Raw genomic sequence first — 17,301 nt, 5'->3', positions numbered from 1 at the left:
ACTACTTCTCCTATGCTCGTTCTAATCTGACAAGTGAACATTTTGTCTCTGGACAACCTGTCTCTTGGTCAAAACCATAACTTGTAATTTGGTTTGATGCTTCACCATAGATATATGGTTGCGTACCTTCTGGATATCTGTAATCAAGTTTTTCACCACTGAATACTCCTGAGAAGTTTTGAGGTAAGAATACATACCCTTCTGCCACTGTGTGACTGTACTTACAACGAACCTTAATCTTCCCTTCTGCTGTACCATATACCCACATCATCTCACCATCTTTAATTCCTAAAGAAGCTGCATAATTAGGATGAACTTCACCATACATCTCAGGAGATAATTCTGCTAAATATTTAGATGCTCTTGTTTCTGTTCCTGAACCAAAGTGTTCAACAATTCTTCCAGAAACAATACTTGTAGGGTAATCTTTTGACCACTCTTGAGCATTTTGCTCAGATTCGTATCGTACATCTGTACGGAAATAGTTTTTCTTATCTCGAATCGCAGGATATTGTTTTACTAAGTCTGGTCTTGGTGAGTGTAACGGCTCTCTGTGTTTAGGGATTTGGTCAGTAAAATTCCAAACGATGGTTCGAGCCTTTGCATTTCCATATGGAGCAAGTCCCGCTTTGAGTGCATATTTATTTAATATACCGCTGTCATCTGTCTTCCAGTTTTTACCTTCTACTGCTTTTTTCTCTGCTGCACTTAGTTTTACACCTGCAAGTTCTTCAATATTTTTATACGTAATTTCCGCATATCCACCTTTGATTCGTGAACCTACTGGAGCAACACCTTTTTCAGCTAAGAGATTTGTTCCATTTCTCTCAGTACCAAATCGTGCTCTAAATCCCATACCACCTTGTGAAACAGGAAGATTTACATTATATAATACTGGGCTTCCAGGATGGCTTTCATTCCAACAAGGCCAAGGTAATCCATAATACTCTTTAGAAAGTGCACCTTTCCCTTTTAAAGAAACTGAATCAAACAAGTGCCAATTATCGGTATGATTTTTAATTCGCTCGGCTGTTCGTCCTTGCATACCAATAGTCTTAAGACTTCGTGCAATCTCATTGGTTGCATCTTCAGGCCATTTAAAATCTTTTCCTTTACCCATACCAGCAACGTACTGGTCATAGAACCCAAGTCTTTTTGCAAAATCAAATAAGATTTCATGATCTGGTCTTGCTTCATACAATGGATCAATTACTTGATATCGCCATTGAATAGTTCGTGAAGTATTCACGATACTTCCAGATGTTTCCATTTGAGTTGCAACTGGCAACATAAATAAGTTGTTTTCTCGAGTTGTCATTACAGCTGAATCATTAACAAATGGGTCAACAAAAACAACCAGTTCTAATTTATCTAAAGCCTCTTTTACTTTATGCGTTTGAGTAATCGTTGAAATACCATTACCAATAACCACTAAAGCTCGCAATGGACTTCCACCATTATTTTTAGCATTGTTTTGCTCTAATACACCGTGAAGCCACAGACTCAAACTGAAACCTTCCGATTCCATCAGTTCTTTCGATTTAAATCGTCCTTTTAACCAGTCATAGTCTACATTCCACTGTTTAGAGAAGTATTTCCATGAACCTTCAGAAAGTCCATAATATCCAGGAAGTGTATGAGATAAACAACCTAAATCTGTTGCACCTTGTACGTTGTCATGTCCTCTTAAAATATTACATCCACCACCAGTTTTACCCATGTTTCCTAAAATCAATTGAACAATGGTTGCAAGTCGTGTATTTGATGAACCAATAGTATGTTGTGTTAATCCTTGATTCCAAATCAATGAACCTGGATCGGCACTAGCAAACATTGATGTAGCTTGAATCAATGTCTCTTTTGGACAACCTGTGATATGTTCAACGTGTTCAGGCGTATACTCTTCACACTCTTTGAAAATCTCTTCAATACCATATACTCTGTCATTTAAAAACTGCTTATCAAACCAGTTGTTCTTTTTAATGATTCGAATCATTCCATACATAAACGCAATGTCTGTACCCGGTCGTATTCTACAAAACACATCACTTTTTGCAGCAGTTTTTGTGTATCTAGGGTCAACAACAATGATTTTAGCCCCATTTTGTTCTTTAGACTTTAAAATGTGTTGCATAGCAACTGGGTGATTTGATGCTGGATTTGCACCAAAAATAATAATTGCTTTAGAGTTTTGCATATCACCAATGTGATTTGTCATTGCTCCATATCCCCAAGTATTTGCAACACCTGCTACGGTAGGACTGTGACAAATTCTTGCTTGTTGGTCAATGTTATTTGTACCAAACATTGCAGCAAATTTTCTGATATAAAAAGCTTGCTCATTGCTCACTTTTGATGAACCAATAAATTGGACTGCATCTGGACCATGCTCTTCTCTGAGTTGTTGTAACTTGTCTGAGATTTTACCCATGGCATTATCCCAACTCACTCTTTTCCACTCTCCGTTTACTTTTTCCATTGGATATTTTAAACGATTTGTAGCTCTCGCTTTATCAATCATATCAGCACCTTTACAACAGTGTCCCCCATGACTGATTGGGTGATCATATGCCACCTCTTGTCTTACCCATACTCCATTATGTACTTCAGCTACAACACCGCAACCTACTGAACAGTATGAACAGACTGTTTTTACTAACTTTGATCCTGGGAATGGATTTTTAATCTCCTCTTCCTTTGCTTCTCTTAAGACACCTGTGTTTGCAAATGCAGACGTTGCTGTTGCAGCAGTTGCTAACGAAGCCATCTTAAGAAAACTTCTTCTCCCAAAGCTTTTAAGCATTGTCATTCTCTTCTCCTTTTGTTATTTTGCAGCGTTATAAAAAGCGCTCCAAGCCTGAGTTTTTTTATATAAAACTTCTTTTTTGTGTGCAATTCCTACTGCAACACCATGTCCAGAATCACTTCCTTCACCTCTATCTCTGCTTTGTGTTGTTGCTGCCACAGCGACAGCAGAACCTGCAAAAACAGAAGCAGCGATTCCAGCTCGTTTAATAAAGCTTCGTCTTGTGTTAAACTCTTCAGCCATATTAACTCCTATTTTATTTTGTGGGTACGAAAACCCCCATAAATATTTCAATAAATACTTATGGGGACTCTCTTATGCTACTTAGGCCGCTTTAATGATTTTTAAATAGCTTCGTTCAAACTGTATAAAGTTTGCTAAAATTGTAGATGCATGGATATATATGGGGTTTTTTGATTTCTCTAACTCCATTGATAAATGATCAATATAAGGATTAATCACCTCTAAAAAAAGCTGTTTTTGTAAATCCTCTTTTATTTCGTTTATTTGTTGTTGCTCAATCAAATAAGCACTCAAAGTAAATAAAAATCCAAAATCATCTTCTTGTGCTTTAAAGAGTGTCTCATCTTTTCTGATTTTAGTTTTTGCCAATATATCTCGAACCTTTATGAGCATCAAACCTGCTTCTCTTTGTTCATGATATTGAGAACAACTCAAAGAGACATATTCTCCAAATGGTACTAAAAAGAGTTTCTGAAAATTTTCATACAAACTCTTTACACCCTCTGCTTGAATATATTCAAGCAGACATTTTACTGCCTCTTCCACTTCATCATCAAATGAATTTTCACTAAGAACTTCTAAATTTTGAACAATTTTATCTGCATTATGTTCTACATGACTTTCTACAAATAACATTGCTAATATGTTATAAATAAAGACTCTGGCTTGGTTTATTTGTTCATTATGCATGTAATAATCCCTCTTGTATCATTAATTTTGCTTTACAATCTTCACAACAGTAAAGTGTTCTCTCTTTTGTTTTGCTCATCTTTGAAAAAATCGGTGACATCATGTGTGCAATTTTTTCAACAGCTTTTTTGGTTGCAAACTCTTTGCCACACTCCACACAAGCAAAGAGTTCATCTTGTGCTAATACATTGTAAGTAAACCATGAAGGTTGAAGTTCTATCATATCTTGCTCGATACTCAAACAATCTTTTTCGGGACAGGAGAGTTCACAATAACCACAGGCTGTACACAAACTTGAATTGAGTTGTAAAGTGTTATCTGTTGCATCTGCAATAAGTGCATCTACGTTACAGGCCCCAACACATGAAAGACATAGAGTACAGTTTGCTTCGTTTACATTAACCTTAGCATAGTGCACGCTTGGTCCAGTGATAACTCGACCTAAGTCTTGACCATCTACAATCTTTTCAAGTCGAATGGCAAAGTTCTCTCTTTTTTTCTCTGTGGTTTGATTGATAGAGTATCGTGAGTTTTCTACAAATTGCACCTCTTGTAGGGCTGCTTGTAACTCCTGTTCATTTTGAGCAACAAGGATGGCTTTACAGTTGTATTTTTTCTTATAAATTTGATTTAAGATATCAATGGCATCGGTGGTACCTTTTGATAGGAAGTCGGTATAAAAAACAATTTGAGAACCGCTCTCTTGTAAAAGAGTTAATAGTTTACTTTCATCTAAAAACTTCTCACCCTCAATGCTCAAGGGAAGCACGTGTTCCTTGAGTTCAATATTGATTTCATGGATATTCATTTTAGCAGGGATAATTAAAGGAGTATGTCCTTCATACATTCTGGAAATTTGGAAAAAGCTCTCTGTGTTCATGGGGGCATAATCCAAAGCACCACTTGGACAAACTGAGATACATCCACCACACCCTAAACAGTCAATATCACTGAAAATAAGATGTTTATTTTCATCATCTTTTGTAATAGCAACCGTTGGACAAACATTGACACATTGAGCACAGACCTCATCTCTTCTATCATGATATTGACAAATAGAACTATCATATGTAATAAATTTTTTATAAATATGCCCTTTTGTATTTTGAAGAAGTTGTTCAAAGACATCATCATGACTGCTTGATATTGGATCATAAATCCCCGCACGATCAAATGTTTCTGTGGCATCAAACCAAACAATTTGTGATACTTTAAGAACGGTTTCTTTACCATCATTATCAACTATAACTTCAAAAGATCCCATATGTCCATCGATCATTTTTAAAATAGAGGCATCAATATGATAAAACTCGAACTCTAAAGCCAACTTAGAACCTAAAAAATCATCTTTTTGCTCTTGTGTTCCAATGAGTAAAACTCGGTTATCAACTTGAAGTTCTTGTTCCATATCTAAAGATAAATCAAAACGCAACGCATTTATTTTGTAGAGTTTTCCCACATTTTTCATTTTATTGCTCAAATTGTCTTGTGAATTTTGAATATAAAAATCAATCTCTTTTGCTACCACTTGTGCATTGACTTGATCACTGTTGGAGACAATACAGTTAATCTCTTTTAACTCTTTGAGGGTTGAAGAGATTAAAACCTCTTCATTTAAGGGAAATTCTAAAGAATTGGGGTTATAATAGATAAATTCCTGCATAAAATATGCCTTTTGGTAAAATATAATTTACCATTTTATTTTTATAACTCTTTAATATATCTTAAATGGTAAAATATATTTTACTTATTTTTCAATATATTAAATGATGTGTGCAGTTTTGTATCACTTTAAATTGGAGAACTTCTTTTGTTTCGTATTCTATTCATCGTCGTTATGCTTTTGACAATCATATACTTCAATTTAAAAGAGCAAATATTCAACACAAAAACAATACTATTAGGCTCTTCTCTGCCTAAATCTGGAATAATGTATAAGTGGGGTGAATCTGTTGAGGCGGGTGCAAATGCCTACTTTAAATATGCAAATGAACATCAACTTCTTAAAGACAAACAAATTGAGCTTCTCACACTTGATGATAAATATGAACCAACTTTAACATCTGAAAACATCTCTCAGCTGTTGAAAAAGAAAAATTTATTTGCACTTTTTGGTTTTGTTGGAACACCCACAGTTAAAAATATATTACCAATGATTGAGAATAATCCCATCCCTTTTATTGCACCTTTTACTGGTGGAGAGTTTTTACGTAAAGAGTATTATGAAAACATCATCAATATCAGAAGCTCTTATAAAGAAGAAATAGAACAACTCATTGATTATTTGCACCGCAAAAAAGGTTTAAATAAATTTGCTGTATTTTATCAAAATGATGATTATGGAGAAGAGGGATATGTTTCACTGATTCATGCTTTAAAACAGTACAATTTAGAGCTCATTGCGGAAGGAACATATAAGAGAAATACCCTCTCCATAGGTCATGCGTTTCATGAAATCCAACAAACAAAACCCGAAGCAGTTATTATGGTGGGAGCGTATAAAGCCAATGCCATGTTTATAAAAAAAGCTGAACAGCATCCTAATTTTAAAAACACCCTCTTTTGTAATCTCTCTTTTAGTGATGCCAATGCAATGGTCAAAGAACTCAATTATAAAACCAATAACCTTATTTTTTCTGAAGTTGTACCCAGTTATACCAATACCAATATTCCTATTATAAAAGAGTATATACAACGAATGCATGAATATAATCCTGATATTCCACTTGGATTTATCTCTTTGGAATCATTTATTGCTGCCAAAACCGTTGTGATGACGCTTAAAAATATCAATGGATACATCACCCGAAAAAAATTCTTACAAACCATTCAAAAATTGCCAAAGAACTATCTCGATGGAATTCATGCAGAGTTTAAAAACTCTCAACTGCTTCATAAAACATACTTGTTTGAATATAAAAATAACCGCTTTAAAGAGATTGAACATGAATAAAATAAGACAACTTTTTTCTCTTTTTGATACACTCTCATTTTCATTTAAAACATCCTTTTTGATTTTAGTCATTACAGGAGGTATGATCAGTATTATTATCCTATCTCAAATCTCTATTTATGCCCTTAAAAATGACTTTGATATTCTTTTTGAAAAACGTACAAAACCTTTAACGAAACTTGAAATCATAAAAGATGCGTATAAGATAAATATTTATGATACCTTGTATGAGTTGCAACAACATAATCTTAACGCTACACAAGCGAAAGATGTCATCATTTTAGGAGAACAACTCATTGAAAAAAATTGGAATGAATACATCCAAACTTCCAATAATAAAGAGTTTGAACCCACATTTATAACGTATTATATTAAAAAGATTTTTTCGTTCAAAAAACTCTCAACAGATAATAATATTTTGAAAATAAATATCATTCGAAATGTGGATAATAAAATCCAGCAACTCAATAAAGATTTGCAAACCATTGAAGAGCTTAACAACAGTAATGGCAAACTCTCTGTGGAGTTAATTGACCGTATCTATTCTCAAATAAACTCAATAAATATTTATATTACGAACCTAATCAATTATGACTTGAACTTAGCAATTAATGAAAAAAGAGACACACAAAAAGTCTTTAACGTTTTAACAATGATTTTAAATTTCTCCATTATTTTTGTATTCTGTTCATCCATTATTCTCTCTATTTTATTGATTAATAACTTTAAAAAATTGCACATTGGTTTAGAAGATACAGTAGATGAAAAAACAAAAGAACTGCAAAAACTCAATGAAAACCTTGAAAAAAGAGTCAAATATGAAGTAGACAGTAATCGTAAAAAAGATTTAATTATGTTTCAACAAGCCCGATTAGCAAGCTTAGGAGAAATGATTGCAAATATTGCCCACCAATGGAGGCAACCTCTTGGCGCAATTTTAGTCATCATTCAAAGCTTTCAACTCAAAGCTCAAATGGGCAAACTGGATGAAGAATACATAGAAAAAAAAGCACAAGATGCGATGCATTTAGCCAACAATATGTCGGATACTTTAGAAGATTTCCAAAACTTCTTTAAACCCAATAAAAGCAAAGAAATATTCAGTCTTAAAGAGTGTATCAACGACTCCTTTGATCTCTCTAAATATGTACTGGAACAAGAGAAAATTACCTTTTCACTCACTCTAAAAGAGGAAATTAGTATATTGGGTTATTATAATGAACTTTCTCATGTATTTTTAAATATAATATCTAATTCAAAAGATGCACTCAGTGCCACAAAAGAGAACAATCGACAAATCAAGGTGATTGTCAAACGTATCAATGAAAAAGCTAAAATAAGCATTTATGATAATGGTGGTGGTATTTTGCCTGAAGTACTGCCAAAAATATTTGAGCCATACTATACCACAAAGTATAAAAGTAATGGAACAGGAATAGGCTTGTATATGTCTAAACAGATCATCGAAAAACACATGAGAGGTTCGATTAAGTGTAAAAATGTCTACTACAAAATAGACAAAGTATTTGAAGACTGCACACTGTTTATCATAGAAATACCGATTGCACAAAAGGAAACTACAAATGAAAAATAGAGATTTGAACATATTGAATCAATTTAATATTCTTTATTTAGAGGATAATGACAACTTACTGACTCATACAACAGATATCTTAGAAGACTTTTTGCATAAAGTATTTGCCGTACATACTTCTGAAGAAGCTTTGAAAGTTTTAGAAAATGAAAAAATTGATGTCATCGTTTCAGATATTTTACTTGAAAATGAAAATGGCATTGATTTCTTACGAACACTCAAAGAGCAAGGTCATCATATCCCTACTATTTTAACCACAGCACACACCGATACACAATATTTACTTGATGCAATAAAACTCAAAGTAGAAAACTATATTGTAAAACCGATTAATATCAAAGAGCTTTTAAATACTTTACATGATATTTTACTGCCTCTTATTCAAAAAAAAGAGATAGAGAAGAATAATAATGTCATCAAAACAATTTCAGCAGTCACTGACTCTAAACAAGTTGAAGTAATACGATATATCATTTCCAATTTAAATTATGATAATACTTTGGTGGCTTCTTATGGTGATATTATGAATGAGATATCTATCTCTAAACCTACTTTAATTAAACTCTTTAAAGAGCTTGCAGAAAAGAATATCTTAGTTAAAACTGCTCATAAGACATACCATTTTAACACACAAGCTTTAGATGAGGAACAGAGCTAATATCACATTAATGAAATGTTTTTAAAAAGGTAAATAAATTTTGACTTTATTTATCTCATTTTAAAAAAAACAGTGTAAAATTTATGACTTAATTAAATAAAGTGATCCCGGATGAACAGAGACTATCCCTTAACAAAACTCTTACCGACTCAAGAACATATGACAAAATATGATGCTGTAAACTTAGAACACGTTTGTCACTCATGTGCACAAAATAAAAATCTACTTATTGGTCCTGAAACACTCGAAGATGCTTCAGTTTATCAACTCAATGAAAATGAAGCATTGGTGCAAACTCAAGAGTTATTAGCACCCATGGTTGATAATCCTTATAGCTATGGCAAAATTGCTGCTGCACACTCTTTATCATCTCTGTTTTCTATGGGTGCAACAGTAAAAACAGCAATGAGTACTTTGGGGTATAATGCCTCCATAAATGACAAAGCTTTACACAATGAAATTCTAAAAGGTGGCGATGAAAAAATCAAAGAATGTGGTGGTGTCTCTATGGCTTATGGCAGTATCAACTCCTCTTCACTGATGTATGGACTCTCAGTTTTAGGGACACTTCATCCTAAAAATATTTACAAGAATAATACTGCAAAAATAGGACATGTATTGGTTTTAACAAAACCTTTAGGTATGGGGATTCTTACTTCAGCTATTAAAAAAGACTTACTTGACAGTAATACCATCAAAGAGGCAACACACATTATGGAGTCATTAAACTACTTGCCATCACAAATTATGAAAAAATATGATGTCAGTGCCTGTACCACTGTCTCATATCAAGGTTTATTGGGACATGCATTGGCGTCAACTACCCCATTTACTTCATATAATATTCATTGCGGAGAAGTGCCTGTTGCACCTTTAGCACAAGAGCTTGCTGACCAAGATGTCATTCCAATAGAAACCATGCAAAATATGGATTATATTGATGAACACTTAACCATTATGTGCAATACAAGTAAATGTAAACTGATATACTGTGATACACAAATATCGGGGGGACTTCTGATTGCCATGAATAAAGAGGATGCCAAAGAGTATATCAAAGAGATTGAAGAGCTGACTTTTGGCTATGCCAGAATTATTGGAGAAGTTATTCCCAGAGGCATCTCAGCTCTCATTGTCTATTGATTTGAAAATTAAAAGATTTTTACTGCATTTTTTTATCTTTTTTTTACTTTGTCCTGCTACAATTATGCCTCATTTTTTCATGAGGGCATATTTGTGACATACAACTATAATACTACTTCACTATTAACGGTTAATAAAAACTCCACACACATGATTGGTACTTTGTACTTAGCACCACAAAAAAACATTATGAATGCTGCATATTACGGTATTGAGTACGATGACAAAGCAATTAATTTAAGTAAAATTAATTTATGTAAAAAAGCCACCAATGGATGTGCGACCTCATGTATCTATCATCAAGGTATTTTAAAAAACAGTGATTTTGCAAAAAATCGCATCAAACAAGCTCGACTCAAACGAACCTTTAAATTTCTACTGCAAAGAGATGATTTTTTTATACGACTGATTAAAGAGATTCGTTCACTTGAAAAAAAAGCACACAAAGAGGGTCTTTCTCTTGCCATTCAACTCAATGGTACGTCCGATATTTTATGGGAAAAAGAGGCATTTGAGTTTAAAGAAGGAAAATATGAAAACATCATGAGCTTTTTTAAACAAGTGCAATTCTTTGATTACACCAAATATGACATCATCAAAAGCAGAAAAAATCTGCCTTCAAACTACCACTTAACCTATTCTCGAGCAGGAATGCACAAAGGTAAGTTGATTGATGATTGGGCATTTCTACAAAATCTTCTTGAAAAAAACATTGATGTAGCTGTGATTTTCAAAAAAGAGATTAAAGAGAAACTTCTGAACTACTCAACATTTCGAGGGTATAAAATCATTGATGCCGATTTAAACAATTGTCGAGCCTCTGACATTTACCACAGAGAGAACAACAAAGGTCTTGTCTTAGCACATGAAGCAGCTAAAAAAACGGACATTACTAACAGTGGATTTATCATTCAAAACCAAGAAGAACTTGATAAATATTTTTCCCAAGTGTAGATGTGTTAAGCTTCTTTTTATACTATTTATATAAAATTTTCTTTGGATATTCAAAGATGTCCACGTAAGGAGTAACACATGTTAGAAACACTGAATCGATTCAGATTGATCTCTTTTTTAGAGGGAGTTTCCTTTATTATCCTTCTTTTTATTGCAATGCCACTTAAATATTTTGCAGATTTCCCACAGGCGGTTAAAGTCGTTGGAATGGGACATGGAATACTTTTTATACTCTTTATGATTTTTCTATTTGAGTCAATGAGAAAACACGATTGGAATATGAACTTTAGCGGACAACTTTTTATTGCTTCACTGCTTCCATTTGGAACATTTTTTATGGATAAAAAGTTAAAAGCGTATCAACGAGCATAAAACTATTCTTGACAAGAAGGAGTGACTGAAGCGTCTTTGGCATAATATATGACAAAGGCCTTTAGGTCATTACGAATGTCATAAAACTTTTTTTGATTCATAAACGCATCCAACGTATCAGATACCCCTTGAAACTCTTTTTTAAATCCTGCGGCTTCATTTAAAAAGAGCTCTTGCCACTCTTTTTTAGTATGTTTTTTAGCAAAAACTGCCCCATTATATCCCAACATCGGTTTTAAAATATATTGGTAATAGGTCTGCCCTCGTTTGACTTCATTGCTGCTTGCAAAGAGCAAACTCATTGTTAAAAAAAAGAGTATTCCAAGTTTTTTCATGCCAATCCTTTTAGATATTATATCACAAGCTTTTTAACTCTTTGAAGTATAAAAATAATTTTTTTAGTCATTTGTTTAGAGTGTCTATTTTCTATACAGTTTAACTTGTATATGTGACAGCATACATGATAAAATAATATTAACATAAAATGAAGGATGGGGGAAATGTTCAGTTTTATAAACAACTTTTACAAACTTAAGCAGATGTTTTTGTTTGTATTATTGTTTATATACGCACTTTTCTTAGTTGCCCTTGTTACAAATAATATGGTCAGTGCTGAAGGAGCATTTTTAATTGTTGTATTGTTTATCATCACGTATATGTTTTTTGTCAATTTTTTTGCACTGTTTTCAAAAAATATTGATAAACATACCAAAAGCGTACAACAAACCCTTTTAGAAAATATTCCCAAAGGTATCATGCTTACAAGTAAAGATGGCACCATTGAATATGTCAATAAGTATTTTGAAACCATTACTTTATATAAAAAAGAGGAAGTATTGGGCCAAAAAGTAAATATACTTAAATCGGGACACCATCCACAAAAATTCTATGAGAAGTTATGGAATAAAATACAAAGCGAAGGCTACTTCAACGGTGAAATTGTGAACCGCAAAAAAGATGGTCAAATATATCATCAAAGAGTATCTATAACGGCCGTATTTGAAGAAGACAAAATCAGTTCATACATTGCTATTTTCAGTGACATCAGCCATGAAAAAGAGATTTTACAAAAACTTAAAAACCAAAAAGAGTCACTCAAAAAACAAGCGCAAATGGACTATTTAACCAATATTTATAATCGAAGTAAATTTGATGATATTTTGGAGTATGAGTGTAAAAAATTTGAACGTTATAAAGAGAACTTTTGTTTACTCTTTATTGATGTTGACCACTTTAAACGCATCAATGATACCTATGGTCATGATGTTGGGGATTCTGTTTTAGTGGAGTTATCCAGTGTGATTTCACAAAACATTCGCAGCAGTGATACTTTTGCCAGATGGGGTGGAGAAGAGTTTGTGCTTCTGCTTTCTCAAACCACACTCACACAAAGCAAACGTATTGCCAATAAACTTCGAAAACAAGTCGAGTTTTTTGAATTTGAGACCGTAGGCAACATCACAGTAAGTATGGGTTTAGTTGAATACAACCGTTCATACACGATTGATGAATTTATAAAAAAAGCAGACAATGCACTGTATAAAGCAAAGAAAAATGGAAGAAACAGGGTGGAAATAGATTGATGAAATTAGAACATATATTAAACAAATACGACATTAAAATCTATTTTCAACCCATTATCTCTACAGTGAATAAAAAAATCATAGGATACGAAGCATTAACAAGAGGCTTTAAGCAAGATTTGGTGATTTCTCCGGTGCATTTGTTTGAAGAGGTCAAAACACACCATCTTACATTTGAGTTTGATAAATATGTACGCACATTGGCCATCAAAAAATTTGTACCTTATTATGAACAAAACCCTGATGTACTTCTGTTTTTAAACTTCGAGTCTTCACTTATAGATGAGGAACTCAACTTTGATGACTTTGACTTTTACAATATATGCAAAATTGAGAAAATACCACCCAGCAATATTGTCTTAGAGATTCGAGAAGATAAAATTGAAAACTCTAAAAAACTTAAAAACTTCACCACCTTTTATAAAAACAGAGGTTTTAATATTGCCTTAGATGACTTTGGTATGGGAGGTTCTACGTTTGATAGACTCTCATTGGTTAAACCCGATATTGTAAAAGTGGATCGTTCTATCATACACAACATTCATTACAACTTTATTCACTCTGAAGTGCTCAAAGCCATCAGTAAAATGTGTAATAAAATAGGTGCCATTGTTTTAGCCGAAGGCGTTGAACAAGATGATGAGATATTAAAATGCCTCAAAACAGACATCTCTATATATCAAGGGTTTTATTTCTCTACGCCGCAAGATAAAATAGAGAAGGAATACGACAACATCGCTCAAAGAATTTCTGATATTTCTGTATTGAATCTCAAAATGATCAAAGAGCACAAAGAGAAAAAAGAGGCATTGTTATACCACACCAATAACTACTCCAACTATGTCATTGAGAAAATTAAGACGATGAATCTTGAAGATTTTTCATGCAATAAAATTCAAGAATTTTTAAATCAAGAGCTCAAACTCGAAGCGATGTATCTCATTGATTATCATTCTGCTCGGCAAATTGGAGAGACCATCATCTCAGGAGAAACAAAAAAATTCTTTCAACCTGCACAACACGGGGACAGTCACTATTTAAAAGAGTACTATTATATTACCAAAACATCCAAGGACCAGACCTTTATCAGTCAAAAGTATATCTCACATGCCACAGGGAATATGTGCCGTACTTTTGCAAAGTGTTTTTGCCATGATGACAAAGATTATATTTTATGTTTAGACATTTTAGTCTGAGCGTAACACAAATGTAATAAATTCATGCTATAATTTTTCCATGAAAGAAAAAGTTTATGTCGTAGATACGAATATCATTTTACAAAATCTACAAAACCTCTACCGAGTCTCTGACAATAAATCAAACACCATCGTCATTCCTGAAACCGTATTAATTGAACTTGAAGACAAGAAGAAATTAACCAACGAGATTGGGTACCACTCCAGAGAGTTTGCAAGACTCCTTGCTAAAATGAAAATTAAAGAAGTTGACCATAAAGAGTCATTCAAAGTCGTTAAACTCTATAACGATGAGTTGAGTGTTCATATTATCTCTAAAGACAAATATGAATCTGAAATTGAACAAGCACACTTAAGTGAAAGCAATGACAAACGTATCATTGAAGTTGCCAGTATTGCACAGCTTTATTACAAGGGTATTCAAATTGTCTTTTTATCCATTGACATTTATGCACGTACATTTGCACAATTTAAAGGGATTAAAGCTGAAACCCTGCACGATGATAAATCGACCGTGCCTAAATTTCAGTTTATTAAACCTTTTGAATTGGATTCAAGTGAGTTTAACGCTTTAGATGGAAAAGACATCAAACAAATCGATGGCGATTATGAATTTGAAAACTTCTCGTACTCTTTTCAAAGCAATGATGGAAACTCCACGTATGGAATCATTGCTAATGAACGTTTGGATATTCTAAAAGAGGATGACTTTAAAGCACTTATTGTTAAACCTGTTAACTTAAAACAAAAACTCTTTATGAAAGCACTATTATCAAACAGTTATGAACTGTTGGTCATTGATGCCAAAGCGGGTTCAGGTAAAACCCTACTCTCAATTGTTTCAGGCATGAGATTGATTGATAAAGGGTTTTATGACAAGATTGTTTATGTACGAAATTCGATTGAATCACTCGACCAAGGTGCAGAAATAGGTTTCTTATCGGGTAATGATGAGAAGTTTCGTATTTACAACATGGCACTGCAAGACACTTTGGAGTTTATTGCAAAGAAACATCTTAAAAAGAGTGAAAACAGAGAGAACAAAGAGTCCATCCAATCAAAAATTGCAGAACTGACAGACAAATACTGTATTGAAACACTTTGGCCAGGGGAAGCCAGAGGACGAACACTCAGTTCAGCGATTGTCATCATGGATGAGTGGCAAAACAGCAGTGAAAAAACCACCCAACTTATCCTTTCTCGTTTAGATGAGTCGTGTAAAGCGATTGTCATTGGGTCCAACCGACAAATTGACAACATGTATTTAAACAAATACAACAATGGGTTAACCTCACTGTTAAAACAAACCAACAACAAACATCCCGAACTGAACATGTTTGCCATCGAATTGGACAAAGCTGTTCGAGGTAAATTTGCTGAGTTTACAGAACGAATTTTTGAGAAAAGGAAAAAATAACCATCCAAAACAGATTAGTCAATGATACGATTTATAATCATATCGAGTATACCAAACTAGAAGATAAAATTTTACAAACCAAAGTGTTAAATAGGCTTCAATTCATTACCCAAAATGCATTGGCCTATTTCTCTTATCCTTCTATTACTACAAAGCGTTTTATTCACTCACTTGGAACGATGCATTTAAGCTCATACATGCTTGAAAATGCCCTTTTAAATGCTTCAAATGTGGCCAAAAACTCTTTTTTGAAAGAGTTAAAAAAAGTGATAAAAAACATCATCAAAGAGGATAATCTCAACATCCCTTTGGATGGAGGTATCTCATACTTTGACAACAAAGAGTTATATCAATTCACCATTCCTACAAAATCGAAAAGTCAACGAGAAGTCTATAATATCGTACTTCAAGCACTTCGTTTGGCTGGACTGTTGCATGATGTAGGGCATCTGCCTTTTTCACACCAAGTTGAGTATGCTCTTAAAAAAGTCTACAACACTTTAGAGAGTACGAGTGATTTAAAACTCTCAGATGTGCAAATGGAGTTTAAACACATTTATGAGAAAACCACACAAAACAGTATGTTGGTACTTCATGAAGCCATCGGTAAAGAGCTTATTGATATTCTGTTTGAAACAGAGTTGCCTCAAATCATAAAAGCCAAACAAAAAGAGTATTTAAAGCTGATTCACCGCGTGTGTATCATGATTTTGGAAGAACAAGTTTATGAGGGATTTGACTTTAAAGTACTGCACCAAATCATCAGTTCTACAGTAGATGCAGACAGATTGGATTATATCAACCGAGATATGCTCGCTTCTGGTTACATTGGTGGAGCCAATGATCATATACGTATCACCAAACAAACCGTACTTGTAAAAGATGAAGCAGGATACCACTTAAGCTTTTTAGACATGGGACTTATTGACATTGAACACATGCTTGAAATGCGATTTAATCTTTATAAAAAAGTCATCTTTAACTACGGTATTGCCAAAACCGATGCACTTTTAGAAAATGTGGTGCTTTATCTTTCTCAAAAATACTTCTCTAACCATAAAAAAAGCAGAAATGTAACCGACTCTATTAGTATGCTTTGGAAATTTTTAGAAGAGAAAAACAAAGATAAGAAACTTGATGTGGTGAGTTTATTGGATGAAAACTGGTTAATCTCTTTGTTTAAAAAAGAGTACTTCAGTATTAAAAATAAAAAACACCTCAATAATGAAGAGAAGAAATATTTGGTCTGTTTTGAAGAGGTTTTGTTTGGAAAACGTTTTTTTAAAGCGACATGGAAAAACCTCAATGAATTTTACAACACCTTAGGATTTACAACCATTGAACGCTATAAATTCAGAGAGAGTTTTGGATACATCTCAGAACACAATTTAAAACGGCTTCAAAAAAGGCTCGATGAATTTACGAAAAAGTATGAATCACAAAATCAAGACACCTTTTTTGCCTATCAAGTGGTCTCTTTTAGTTTGGGAATTGAAAAAGAGTTTTCTTTGTATGATGGAAAAAGTTTGATTTTAATTGATGAGATCTCAACGGTGAGAAAACGGTTAAAACAATCGATGTTAAATACCGTGCCTTTTTATATTTACAGTAACAATAATCTCAATGAGGAAATGAAAGAGGAGCTAAAATCCATCCTCTTTGAGATATTCAGTTAAAAGGGGCTTTCGCCCT

At 33.4% G+C, this 17,301-nt stretch carries 15 protein-coding genes; 10 read left to right on the top strand and 5 right to left on the bottom strand.

Going from position 1 to position 17,301, the window contains the following annotated elements:
* Positions 1-10: 10 nt before the first annotated feature.
* The 4 genes from CRV04_RS01860 to CRV04_RS01845 all read right to left on the bottom strand — a co-directional run bounded on the left by CRV04_RS01860 (position 11) and on the right by CRV04_RS01845 (position 5,402).
* Complete coding sequence (locus CRV04_RS01860) at positions 11-2,809, bottom strand: molybdopterin-dependent oxidoreductase (protein WP_128994919.1); 2,799 nt, start codon at positions 2,807-2,809, stop codon at positions 11-13.
* 15 nt (positions 2,810-2,824) lie between these two features.
* Positions 2,825-3,049 carry a formate dehydrogenase gene (locus CRV04_RS01855; protein WP_128994918.1) on the bottom strand — a complete coding sequence of 75 codons (225 nt, stop codon included), beginning with the start codon at positions 3,047-3,049 and terminating at the stop codon, positions 2,825-2,827.
* Positions 3,050-3,130: 81 nt separating this feature from the next.
* Positions 3,131-3,739 (bottom strand): TorD/DmsD family molecular chaperone, encoded by a 609-nt coding sequence (locus CRV04_RS01850; protein ID WP_128994917.1) that lies wholly within the window; start codon positions 3,737-3,739, stop codon positions 3,131-3,133.
* The gene (locus CRV04_RS01845; RefSeq protein ID WP_128994916.1) at positions 3,732-5,402 is read right to left on the bottom strand and encodes a 4Fe-4S dicluster domain-containing protein; all 1,671 of its coding nucleotides are present in this window, start codon (positions 5,400-5,402) and stop codon (positions 3,732-3,734) included. The genes CRV04_RS01850 and CRV04_RS01845 overlap by 8 nt, the downstream gene beginning before the upstream one ends.
* A gap of 174 nt (positions 5,403-5,576) precedes the next feature.
* Between CRV04_RS01845 and CRV04_RS01840 the strand changes: the two genes are divergently transcribed.
* From CRV04_RS01840 to CRV04_RS01815, 6 genes are all read left to right on the top strand, one after another.
* Entirely contained in the window at positions 5,577-6,692 is a 1,116-nt protein-coding gene (locus CRV04_RS01840; protein WP_228126448.1) for an ABC transporter substrate-binding protein, read from the top strand.
* Entirely contained in the window at positions 6,685-8,286 is a 1,602-nt protein-coding gene (locus CRV04_RS01835; protein WP_228126434.1) for a sensor histidine kinase, read from the top strand. Before CRV04_RS01840 ends, CRV04_RS01835 begins: the two co-directional genes overlap by 8 nt.
* Positions 8,276-8,944, top strand: a complete 669-nt coding sequence (locus CRV04_RS01830; RefSeq protein ID WP_128994914.1) for a response regulator — start codon at positions 8,276-8,278, stop codon at positions 8,942-8,944. The genes CRV04_RS01835 and CRV04_RS01830 overlap by 11 nt, the downstream gene beginning before the upstream one ends.
* A 111-nt stretch (positions 8,945-9,055) precedes the next feature.
* Positions 9,056-10,087 carry a selenide, water dikinase SelD gene (selD, locus tag CRV04_RS01825; protein WP_128994913.1) on the top strand — a complete coding sequence of 344 codons (1,032 nt, stop codon included), beginning with the start codon at positions 9,056-9,058 and terminating at the stop codon, positions 10,085-10,087.
* Positions 10,088-10,180: 93 nt separating this feature from the next.
* A complete protein-coding gene (locus CRV04_RS01820; protein ID WP_128994912.1) occupies positions 10,181-11,041 on the top strand; it encodes a GP88 family protein in 861 nt (286 codons plus the stop codon).
* A gap of 78 nt (positions 11,042-11,119) precedes the next feature.
* The gene (locus CRV04_RS01815) at positions 11,120-11,413 is read left to right on the top strand and encodes a DUF3817 domain-containing protein (RefSeq protein ID WP_128994911.1); all 294 of its coding nucleotides are present in this window, start codon (positions 11,120-11,122) and stop codon (positions 11,411-11,413) included.
* 2 nt (positions 11,414-11,415) lie between these two features.
* On the opposite strand, the gene CRV04_RS01810 is transcribed toward CRV04_RS01815, so the two are convergent.
* Complete coding sequence (locus CRV04_RS01810) at positions 11,416-11,748, bottom strand: hypothetical protein (RefSeq protein ID WP_128994910.1); 333 nt, start codon at positions 11,746-11,748, stop codon at positions 11,416-11,418.
* Between the two features lie 165 nt (positions 11,749-11,913).
* Between CRV04_RS01810 and CRV04_RS01805 the strand changes: the two genes are divergently transcribed.
* From CRV04_RS01805 to CRV04_RS01790, 4 genes are all read left to right on the top strand, one after another.
* Positions 11,914-12,996 carry a sensor domain-containing diguanylate cyclase gene (locus tag CRV04_RS01805; RefSeq protein WP_164969095.1) on the top strand — a complete coding sequence of 361 codons (1,083 nt, stop codon included), beginning with the start codon at positions 11,914-11,916 and terminating at the stop codon, positions 12,994-12,996.
* On the top strand, positions 12,996-14,192 hold the full coding sequence (locus CRV04_RS01800) for an EAL domain-containing protein (protein ID WP_128994908.1): 1,197 nt from the start codon (positions 12,996-12,998) through the stop codon (positions 14,190-14,192). The genes CRV04_RS01805 and CRV04_RS01800 overlap by 1 nt, the downstream gene beginning before the upstream one ends.
* A 40-nt stretch (positions 14,193-14,232) precedes the next feature.
* Positions 14,233-15,609: a PhoH family protein gene (locus tag CRV04_RS01795; RefSeq protein WP_128994907.1), complete on the top strand. Its 1,377-nt coding sequence runs from the start codon at positions 14,233-14,235 to the stop codon at positions 15,607-15,609.
* A gap of 83 nt (positions 15,610-15,692) precedes the next feature.
* Complete coding sequence (locus CRV04_RS01790; RefSeq protein ID WP_228126433.1) at positions 15,693-17,285, top strand: HD domain-containing protein; 1,593 nt, start codon at positions 15,693-15,695, stop codon at positions 17,283-17,285.
* Positions 17,286-17,301 lie beyond the last annotated feature (16 nt).

This window comes from Candidatus Marinarcus aquaticus (genome assembly GCF_004116335.1).
Classification (GTDB): Bacteria; Campylobacterota; Campylobacteria; order Campylobacterales; family Arcobacteraceae; genus Marinarcus; species Marinarcus aquaticus.
The sequence above is the reverse complement of the archived record's forward strand: the minus strand, read 5'-3'. Positions and strand labels throughout refer to the sequence as shown.